The organism is Micropruina sp. (assembly GCF_047607385.1).
GTDB lineage: Bacteria > Actinomycetota > Actinomycetes > Propionibacteriales > Propionibacteriaceae > Micropruina.
This window is the reverse complement of sequence record NZ_JASGDE010000098.1, coordinates 22444-32331: the sequence shown is the minus strand read 5'-3', so window position 1 is coordinate 32331 and position 9888 is coordinate 22444. Positions and strand designations below refer to the sequence as shown.

General features: G+C 69.1%; 9 protein-coding genes. 2 read left to right on the top strand and 7 right to left on the bottom strand.

Annotated elements, in window-relative coordinates; genetic code table 11:
- Positions 1-68: 68 nt before the first annotated feature.
- From QM582_RS08940 to QM582_RS08910, 7 genes are all read right to left on the bottom strand, one after another.
- Positions 69-1154, bottom strand: coding sequence for a hypothetical protein (locus QM582_RS08940; protein ID WP_415083670.1), 1086 nt, complete (start codon positions 1152-1154; stop codon positions 69-71).
- Between the two features lie 49 nt (positions 1155-1203).
- The gene (locus QM582_RS08935) at positions 1204-1869 is read right to left on the bottom strand and encodes a YiiX/YebB-like N1pC/P60 family cysteine hydrolase (RefSeq protein ID WP_415083669.1); all 666 of its coding nucleotides are present in this window, start codon (positions 1867-1869) and stop codon (positions 1204-1206) included.
- A gap of 150 nt (positions 1870-2019) precedes the next feature.
- The gene (locus tag QM582_RS08930; RefSeq protein WP_415083667.1) at positions 2020-2889 is read right to left on the bottom strand and encodes a universal stress protein; all 870 of its coding nucleotides are present in this window, start codon (positions 2887-2889) and stop codon (positions 2020-2022) included.
- A gap of 13 nt (positions 2890-2902) precedes the next feature.
- Positions 2903-3295, bottom strand: coding sequence for a pyridoxamine 5'-phosphate oxidase family protein (locus QM582_RS08925; RefSeq protein ID WP_415083665.1), 393 nt, complete (start codon positions 3293-3295; stop codon positions 2903-2905).
- A 19-nt stretch (positions 3296-3314) separates the two neighbouring features.
- A complete protein-coding gene (locus QM582_RS08920; protein ID WP_415083663.1) occupies positions 3315-5690 on the bottom strand; it encodes a phosphoketolase in 2376 nt (791 codons plus the stop codon).
- Positions 5691-5753: 63 nt separating this feature from the next.
- Complete coding sequence (locus QM582_RS08915) at positions 5754-6692, bottom strand: T3SS (YopN, CesT) and YbjN peptide-binding chaperone 1 (protein WP_415083662.1); 939 nt, start codon at positions 6690-6692, stop codon at positions 5754-5756.
- 284 nt (positions 6693-6976) lie between these two features.
- Positions 6977-7909 carry an AEC family transporter gene (locus tag QM582_RS08910; protein ID WP_415083660.1) on the bottom strand — a complete coding sequence of 311 codons (933 nt, stop codon included), beginning with the start codon at positions 7907-7909 and terminating at the stop codon, positions 6977-6979.
- A 117-nt stretch (positions 7910-8026) separates the two neighbouring features.
- On the opposite strand from QM582_RS08910, the gene QM582_RS08905 reads away from it, so the two are divergent.
- Entirely contained in the window at positions 8027-9313 is a 1287-nt protein-coding gene (locus QM582_RS08905) for an acyltransferase family protein (protein ID WP_415083658.1), read from the top strand.
- Between the two features lie 25 nt (positions 9314-9338).
- Positions 9339-9848 (top strand): DedA family protein, encoded by a 510-nt coding sequence (locus tag QM582_RS08900; RefSeq protein WP_415083656.1) that lies wholly within the window; start codon positions 9339-9341, stop codon positions 9846-9848.
- Positions 9849-9888: the final 40 nt, after the last annotated feature.

The following is a 9888-nucleotide window of genomic DNA, read 5'->3' as shown; positions in this document are numbered from 1 at the left end:
TCGCCTAACTATTTCGGGCTCGCTGAGTTCAGCGAGCCCGAAATAGTTAGGCGAGCGCCGGGGTGGGGTCAGGGCGTGATCAGGCCGGCCAGGTAGTTGGCGCCGGTTCCGGCCGGGGCGGTCAGAACCACCGTCGACAGCTTCCGCATCGACGGCAGCGCGTAGGTCAGCAGCTTTCCCTGGCTCTGATCGGGGGTGTCGCCGAGCACCAGCAGCCGATCGGCCACCACTCTGATGGCGGTGATCGAAATGCCGGCCTCCGATGCCACGTCGAAGGACTCGATGGCGCCGGTGGACGGCCGATAGCGGCTCACCCAGACGTACTCCGAGACCGGGCGATAGCCCGGATTGATGAAGGTGTGGCCGATATAGACGGCGTCCTCAGAAGCGGTCAGCAGATAGGGTGCGGGCTTCTTCATGGCTACCGACGTCAAGGTCGAGCCGGCGATATCGAAGACGCCCAGCTTGGTGCCCTCGCCCGAGCTTCCGTCGCCCTTGCCGGTGTAGCTGAAATACAGCCGGTCCGCGAACACCAAGGCGGCACCCACCCAGCCGACATCGTCGGGAAGCGTCCACCGACCGCGCTCCGCCAGCGATTGCGGGTCCATGGCGATCAGCAGCGGGCGATCGTCCTTTCCGTCACTGGTGGTGAATCCGAAGAGTTGATCACCGTGCCGAATCAGCTTGAACGGACCGAGATCCGGAAAGCTCACCTCGACCGGCACTCCCCCACTGATCGGATACCGCCGCACCTGCGCGGCACCGTTCAGCCACGACGACGTATAGCTGTCCGACGGGCCCGCGGACAGCCCCATCACCGCGTGCTCGTTCAGCGGCACGGCCGATATCTCGCAACCACGGGTGTCGAAGGTGATCAGATGGGTTCGGTCCCGGTCCAGATCGCCATTGGACACCAGCACCACCTGGTCGCCCCGGCGCGCCGACGGCGAACCGGGCGCCGCCTCGAAACCCAGATAGGGAACCGGGCGGCTGGTCACCCGATCGTCGGCGTCGACGAAATCGAGCCGGCTTTCCGCACCGGCTTGGGTCGACCACAGCGCCGCCGCCCGCCAACCGGCCGGGCATCCGGCAGCGGTGGACGCGGAAGGCGCCACACATCCGGCCAGCAGGGACGTCGCCAGCAGCGCGGCCACCGAGCCCGCCACGACCCCTGGACGCCGGCGCCTTCCGCGTCTCATCGGACTACTTCTTCCGGTAGATCAGGTAGACCGCGGAGGTGTTCACCAGTTCCATCGGGTGCACCGCCCACAGATAGGCGCTGGTGTCCAGGTCGATGCCGTATTTGTCCTTGAACGCCGCCCAGACCAGCTGCGAGCAATAGAACCGCTTGCGGGTGTCCCGGTCCAGATAATTCCAGTTGTACGGCTTGCCGCGCTGCCCGTCGGCCCAATCGGCGGCCGCCGCGTCCTGCGCCGCCGTGGTGGACCGCACCGACGTCTGATAGGCCTGGCTCTTCGACCGGAACCAGTCGTTCGCGCCGCGGACCACCCCGCTGGACACCGATTCCACCACCTGGCTGGACGAGTAGCCGATGGCGGCGTGGCCGGTCGGAATGAGCCCCTTGAAAGCATCGGAGGTGGCCAGGATCACCCCCTTCCGATACGAATAGCTGCCGTAGCTGCTGTTCGTCACCGCGGACGTGCCGGACGCGGCGGTCGAGCGGGTCCAACCCGCCTTGCGATCGCGCACCACCGGCAACGAATTCGCCCGGGCGATCTGTGCCCGGGTGGTGGCAACATCGGAGGCGGAACGGCCGGTGCCGTCGGCAGGCGGCGCCGCGGAAGCGGCGACCGGAAAGAGGCTCGTGGCGATGGCCGCCGTGGCCAGGCCGCACAAGATTCTCCTCATGGCGATTTCCTTAGAACACGAGAAAGGGTGGGTATATCTCGCCATCGATGACAGCCACGACGTTAACCATGCCGCGCCGGAGCCGAGCGGATATCGCCGTTTCTCAGGATATTCTCAGCAACGATGGACGCGGCGGCCGACCCGCCAGAGCTACTTGACCAGCACCACCGGGCAGCCGGCGTGGGTCATCACCCCGCGGGCCACACTGCCCACCGCGTAGGTCGGGAACCGGACGTCCGCGCCGATCACCAGCACCGAGACCGTCTCGGAGAACGAGGCCAGCTCGTCCACCGGAGAGCCGTAGCGCACCTCGGTGCTCACCCGCGGCGCATCGGGATGCCGGGCGGCGGCCCGTCCCACCAGGGTCGCCTGCTGCGCCGCCGTCTGCTGGATGGCCAACTCGATCTGCTCGGGGCTCAGGCTGGAGCGGAAGATCCGGCTCTGCGGCGCCTTGCAGACGCTGACCACGGTGACCGGCTTGCCGGCGAACAGCGGATTGCCCAGCACCCAGTCCAGCGCGGCGCAGTCGTCCTCGGAGGCGTCCAAGGCGACACCGACCGGGCCCTGCGGGTATTCGGCGGCGTCCGCGACCACCACCAGCGGGCAACGCACCGACGCGGCCAGGCCGACCGAGGTGGACCCGGAGAACTGCCGGGTGTAACTGGTGTTCGCGCGGCGTCCCACCACCACCATCGAACAATTCTCGCTGAGCTGGGTGAGCACGCCGATCGGCGACCCGACGGCCACCTTGACCCGGATCCGCTTCTTGGCCACCCCGAGGGCATGCGCGGCCAGCGCCGCCTCGGCCAGCAGCCGGCGGGCGGTCGCCTGCACCCCGCTGTCGTCGAAGACCACGCCCCAGGCGCTGTTCACCACGGTGTCGTCGGCCACATAGACCAGCTGCAGCATGGTCTTGGAGGCGGCGGCGATCCGGGCGGCGTAGTCGAGCGCCCGGACGGCGTCGTCGGACGCGTCGTAGCCGACCAGGATCGGCGGCGGCCCGGTGTAGGGCTTGGGCATCATCGCCTCCGTTTCAGATCGCGGCGATCGAACGCCCCGCGTAGTGGTCGGGGGCGATGCCGATCACGATCGGCCGGTCCCCCGGCGCCCACGGGTCGGGCATCTCGGGCGGCAGGGACGCCACCGGGGCACCCGACATGCCGTGCACCAGCACGCTCCAGCCGGTCGAGGTCTCGGCGTCCAGGTCGTCGACCTGGAAGGACACCTCGACCGGCCGGACCAGTTGCGCCAGCGGCGAGCCCGCCGCCGTGCGGAAGACGATCAGCCCGTCGACCATGCCGTAGCTGACCGGCAGGATCTGCACGCCCGAGGCCGAATTCCAGCCCACTCGACCGAAGGTGCGGGTGGCCAGCAACAGTCGGCATTCCGCCGCATCCAGAGAGGTCAGGTGCCCATACTGCGCCATGGGAACGACCCTACTGGTTTCAGACCCCAGTCCCCAGTTTCCAGTCCCGCACCTCGGGCAGATCTTCCAGATGTTCGACGATGTAGCCCTCGTGCCGGGCCAGTTGGGCCTGGCAGAACCGCATCAGGTCGCTGGATCCGCGCCGGGTGACCTTCATGTTGTTCAGCACGTCCATCACCAGGTGGTAGCGGGACGCCCGGTTCCGCACCACCATGTCGAACGGCGTGGTGGTGGTGCCCTGCTCGATGAAGCCGCGGACCCGGAAGCGGTCGGCGTCCGGACGCCCGTGCACCAGCTGATGGATGGCGCCCGGGTAGCCGTGGAAGGCGAAGATCACATCGCGGTTGTCGGTGAACAGCTCGTTGAAGTAGAGCTCGCTCATCCCGTGCGGGTGATCCTTGGGCCGCTTCAGCGTCATCAGGTCCACCACGTTCACCACCCGCAGCCGGATGTCGGGCAGCTGCGCCTTGATCAGCTCGGCCGCCGCCACCGTCTCCATGGTCATGATGTCGCCGGCGCAGGCCATCACGATGTCCGGCTCGGCGGCGTCCTCCGGCGTCCCGGCCCACTCCCAGATCGAAGCGCCACGGGTGCAGTGCTCGACCGCCTCGTCCATGGTCAGCCACTGCGGCTGCGGCTGCTTGTCCTGGACGATCAGGTTGACGTAGTTCTTGCTGCGGAAGCAGTGGTCGGCGACGCTGAGCAGGCAGTTGGCGTCCGGCGGCAGATAGATCCGGGAATGCTCCGGCCCGCCGTTCAACACCACCTGGATCAGTCCCGGGCCCTGGTGGCTGAACCCGTTGTGGTCGTTGCGCCAGGCGGTCGAGCTGACCAGGATGTTCAGGCTCGGCACGTCCGCCCGCCAGGGCAGGTGGGACGCCTCCTGCAGCCACTTGCCGTGCTGGATGGTCTGGCTGGCCGACACCATCGCGAACGCCTCGTAGGTGGCGAACAGGCCGTGCCGTCCGGTCAGGTTGTAGGCCTCCAGCCAGCCGTGGCAGTTGTGCTCGCTGAGCACCTCCATCACCCGGCCGTCCGGGCCCAGCTTGGCGTCGGTGTCGTTCACCTCCTCCATCCAGGTCCGGTCGGACGCCTCGAAGACGGCGCCGAGCCGGTTGGAGTTGGTCTCGTCCGGGCAGAACAGCCGGAAATTGTCCGGGTTGCGGCGGTACGCCTCGCGCATGAACTCGCCGAGCTTGCGGGTCGATTCGAGGTTCTCGGTGGCCCGCTGCTCGACCGGGACCGCCAGCTCGCGGAAGTCCGGCAGGTCGAGCGGTCGGCTGAGCAGGCCACCGTTGGCGTAGGGCGTGCCCGACATCGACTTGGGCTTGTCGGGGTTGGCGCTGCGAACCAGTTCGACCGGGCGTCCGGCGTCGTCGAAGAGCTCCTCGGGACGGTAGGAACGCAGCCACTGCTCCAGCTGCGCCAGGTGCTCGGCGTTGGTCTTCACACCGGACAGCGGCACCTGGTGGGCCCGCCAGGTGCCCTCGACGACCTGGCCGTCGACGATGTGCGGACCGGTCCAGCCCTTCGGGGTGCGCAGCACGATCATCGGCCAGCGCGGACGTCCCTCGGACGCCTCGCCGGACCGCGCCCGGCGCTGGATCTCCTTGATGCTGGTGTAGGCCTGGCCGAGCGCCTCGGCGAATCGGTAGTGGATCCCGGGCTGGTCGTGGCCCTCGACCTCGATCACCTGGTAGCCGTGGCCTTCCAGCAGGCCGCGCACCTCGGCGCGCGGCTTCCGGGACAGCACGGTGGGGGCGGCGATCTTGCCGCCGTTGAGGTGCAGCACCGGCAGCACCGCGCCGTCGTGGGCCGGATTGAGGAAGGAGATGCCCTTCCAGGAGCCCTCCAGCGGACCGGTCTCGGCCTCGCCGTCGCCGACCACCGCGATGGTCAGCAGGTCGGGGTTGTCGAAGACCGAACCGAAGGCGTGGATCAGCGCGTAGCCGAGTTCGCCGCCCTCGTGGATCGAACCGGGGGTGGTCACCGAGACGTGGCTGGGGATGCCGCCCGGCGCGGAGAACTGCCGGAAGAAGCGCAGCATGCCCTCGGCGTCCTGGGTGATCTTCGGGAAGGCGTCGGTGTAGGTGCCTTCCAGGTAGGACGCCCCGACCAGCGCCGGGCCGCCGTGGCCCGGTCCGGTGATGTAGAGACAGTCCTGCCCGGTGTGCCGGATCAGCCGGGAGACGTGGGCGTAGACGAAAGCCAGGCCCGGACTCGTGCCCCAGTGGCCGAGCAGCCGGGGTTTGATGTGCTCCGGCGCCAGCGGCTCGCGCAGCAGCGGATTCGCCATCAGGTAGATCTGGCCGACGGTCAGGTAGTTGTTGGCCCGCCACCAGGCGTCGATGCCGGCGAGTTCGGACTCGGTGAGTTCAGGCAGGGTAGCTGACATGACCCCACGGTAGTGAGTCCGCGCCGCGAGAAAAGAGGCATCCGCCCCAACGGAGGGTGAAGCTCAGGCGTCGGAGGTGAAGGTGGTGCGGCCGCGCAGCTTCGCCGCCAGGTGCTCGTCGATCTCGTCGGCGACCACCGAGACCATTCGCAGCGCCTGGTGCAGATGGGCCGGCACGAACGGCTGCGCGAAGATCGACAGCGACACGAACACCCGGTCCTTGATCAGCATGAACCGGACGAAGCGGGCCTCGGTGTTCAGGTCGCTGAGCACCTCCATCGCCCGGCTGCGGCCCTCGACGTCGTGCACCACCGCCGAGAACACCAACACCTCCTGGGCGTCGGAGGTGGCCCGCACGAACACCATCGTCGAACCGACCCGCAGGGCGAAGTCGCCGTCGGCGTCCTGGAGCGGGGAATGGCCGAGCAATTCGGTCAGCTCGGACTCGATCAACCGGTCCAGATCGGCCTTGCCGCTGACCAGCCGGGCCGCCAGATCGTCGGCGTCGAAACTGGTGCTGGGCGCCTCCCGGGCACCGGGCGGGGTGAGGATCTCGGCCAGCTGGTCGGGAGCCAGGAAAGCCGGATGCGGCACCTGGTACACCTCCCGCAACACCTGCGCGGCCGCCTGGGCCAACTCGCCGGCGTTCTCCTGGCTGCCGGAGCGCCAGAAGTTCTCGGTGGGATACGCGTCGTCCACGTTGGGCGGCTGCCAGCCCAGCTCCTCGATCGCGGCCAACTGCTCGGGCAGCAGCTGGAACTCCTCGCTGAGCGCGGCGTTGCCGGCCGCCTCGACGATCAGGACGTCGCCGCCGGTGCAGTGGAACACCACGAACGGCGCGGTGCCGTCCTGCTCGGTGGCCAGCGAGCCGATCCGCAGCGAGGCGCCGGCGTCCATGTGCGAGATCACCTCGCCGAGGCGTCCGGCGAACTCCGACCACGCCTCGTCGGTGCTGCGTTCCAGATCGAAGCTGTACACCTCGCTGGCGTTGTTGTCGTCCACGATCCCCACCCTAGACGAGCCCGTCGGTGACAGCGCACGCTCGCCTAAGGAAGCGCTGATCAATGCTGTTCCGAGCGAGGACGTGCCCGGCGGGATGAGCTGCGGCCCCCAGATCTTGTGGGCGTACTGGACGTACGGCGCAAGATTTGGGGGCCGCAGATCGCCCGCCGGGTGCGCCGCAGCCGGGACATGATTGATCAGCGCTTCCCTAACTACTTCCCGCTCGCCGAATTCAGCGAGCGGGAAATAGTTAAGCGAGCGCAGCGTTGGGCGGCGTGGGTCGGTCAGCCGCCGAGCGCTGCGGAGACCAGGGTGATCACGGGCACCGACAGCATGGTGGACACGAAGATGGAATCCCGGGCCAGCATCTCGCCGACCTCATAGCGGGACGCGATCACGTAGATGTTCTGCGCCGCCGGCAGCGCCGCGATCACCGTCACCGCCAGCAGCTCCGGTCCGCTCAGCCCGAAACCGACGCCCAGCCCCCAGGCCAGCAGCGGGTGCACCACCACCTTCGCCAGCTGGATCAGCGCCACCTCGCGCAGGTGCGGGCCGCGTCCGGGCAGCGGGTCCAGCCGCAACGACACCCCGAAGGCCAGCAGCATCGCCGGCACCGCGATGCCGCCGACCATCTGGATCGGCGCCATCAGCAGTGCGGGCACGGTCAGTCCGGACAGGTTGACGACGACGGCCAACAGCACCGCCACGGTGATCGGGTTGCGCAACGGCAGCGTCAGGTAGCTGTGCCAGGCCATCGGCTCCCCGGCGTGCCGAGCCGCCCGGGTGTCCAGGATGGCCAGCGCCGTGGGCTGCATGATCCCGATCTGGACCAGCATGATCGGCGCCATCCAGGTCATATCGCCCATGATCGCGGCGGCGATCGGCAGCCCGAGGTTGCCGGCGTTGGTGTAGCAGGCACACAGGGTGCCGATCACGGTGCGGGCGTTCGCCGGGCCGCCCAGCCAGCGGGCGGCGACCAGATAGCCGGCGCCGGTGATCGCGATGGCCAGCACCGACACCACCAGGGTGCGGGAGAACAGATGCGCCAGGTCGGCCTGGGCCACCAGTGAGAACAGCAGCGCCGGCGAGGCCACCAGGAAGGCCAGCCGGCTGAGCAGCGCTCGCTGCAGATCGCCGAGCACCTTGAAGTGGGCGAGCAGCACGCCGGCGATCACGATCGCGCCGATGGTGAAGAACCCGGAGAGTGCACCCTGCACTGGATTCACCCTAGTGCCGCGGCTCACCGGCCCCGCGCTCGCCTAACTATTTCGGGCTCGCTGAATTCAGCGAGCCCGAAATAGTTAGGCGAGCGTGAGCGCGTAGCATGGCCGCCGATGACCCCGCGCAATCACCTGATCGACCTGGCCAGGGCCCTGTCCGTGGTGGTCGTGGTGACCTTCCACTGCCTGCTCTACCAGATCGTGGTGGTGGACGGCGCGCCGCAGGTGGTGCCCTGGGCGCCGCAGCCGCACGGTCCGTGGTGGACGGCCAGCTGGATCGTGATGATCATCCCGCTGTTCTTCATCGCCGGCGGGTTCGCGCACGCCCTGGTGATCGACCGGATGCGGGCCCAGCGGCGCAGCTACTCCCACTATCTGGCGTCCCGCGCCGTCCGGCTGGTCGGGCCGCTGCTGCTCTTCGTCGGCTTCGCCACCGTGCTGAGCACCGCCGGCGCCTGGCTGTACTCGGCCGAGGTCAGCGTGACGCTGAGCGTCCAGTTCGCCCAGCTGCTCTGGTTCATCGCGATCTACCTGGTGATCGTCGGCATCGCCCCGTGGATGATCACCCTGCACGACCGCTGGGGGGCCTGGCCGATGCTGGCGCTGACCGTGCTGGCCGCCGCGGTGGACGCCTGGTCGTTCGCCGCCGGACGCCCCGACCTTCGATACCTGAACCTGCTGACGGTCTGGCCGATGTGCCATCAACTCGGGATCGCCTACTACCGCGGCTGGTTCCGGCGGGGACCGGTCTGGGTGCCGGTGACCGTGGCGATCGCCGCGGCCGGACTGATCCCGGTGCTGGTGTTCGGGCTGGGCTACCCGGCGTCCTCGATCGGGCTGGGCGACATCCCGATCGCCAACGTGCTGCCGCCCACGCTGGCGATGATCGTGCTGGCCTGCGGCCAGGTCGCCGTGCTGGGCCTGCTGGAGCGGGCCGGTGTGGCCCGCACCCTGCCGGCCGGCGTCCAGCGCGCTCTCGGTGTGGGCAACGCGCTGGCGGTGACCACCTATCTGTGGCACATCCCGTGCATCGTGATCGCGGCCGGGACGCTGTTCGGCATCAGCCGGCTGCTGCCGGACGCCACCGGCGTTCTGTTGTCCCAGCCGATGGTCGCGCTGGTCACCTGGCTGGTGATCGGCGGGCTCGTTCCGCTGATCGGACGCGCCGAGTACGCCCTCATCCCGCGGCTGGACGGGGACCCGGGCCGGAACGCGATCGCCGCCTACCTGCTGCTCACCGCGGGCACCGCCCTGGTCTGGCTGCACGGCACCGTGCTGCATCCCGACCGGCCCTGGTCGGCGGTCGGGCTGGTGCTGCTCGGCACCGGAATGGCCTGGGTCACCCGGACGGCCCGGGCGGCGGGAGCAGAACCGCTGCCGGGAGCGGCTCGTCTAGACTGACCGCCCGGCGAGTGAAGGTGGTGCAGTGGATCCGACCCAGTGGGATGCACCCTTCCCGTTGATCGTTGCCGCGCTGTTCTGCATCGTGCTGACCCGCTCGAACGCCACCTACTGGGCCGGACGCCTGGTCGCCCGCGGGGCACATCGCACCCGCGCTGCCCGCTGGATGGACTCCCCCGGCTACGTCCGGGCGGTGGACCGGTTGAACCGCTGGGGGGCTCCGGCGGTCAGCGTGTCGTTCCTGACCGTCGGCGTGCAGACGGTGATCAACCTGGCCGCCGGGGCCGCCCGGATGCCGCTGACCCGTTACATTCCGGCGACCGTGGTCGGCTCGATCGCCTGGGCGTTCCTCTACGGCTCGGTCGGTTTCGTCGGCTGGGAGGCGTTCGCGCTGCTCTGGGAGCACTCCCCCCTGGCCGCCGTCGGCGCGGGCCTGCTGGCCCTGGCCGGACTGGCCTGGTTCGTGGTCCGGCAGCTGCGGCGGGTCCGGTCGGACGAGCCGGGCATCCGTCCCGACGAGCAGCCCGCCGACTGACCCATAGCCCCTCCCAGTCGGACCGCCATCGTCCCCGACA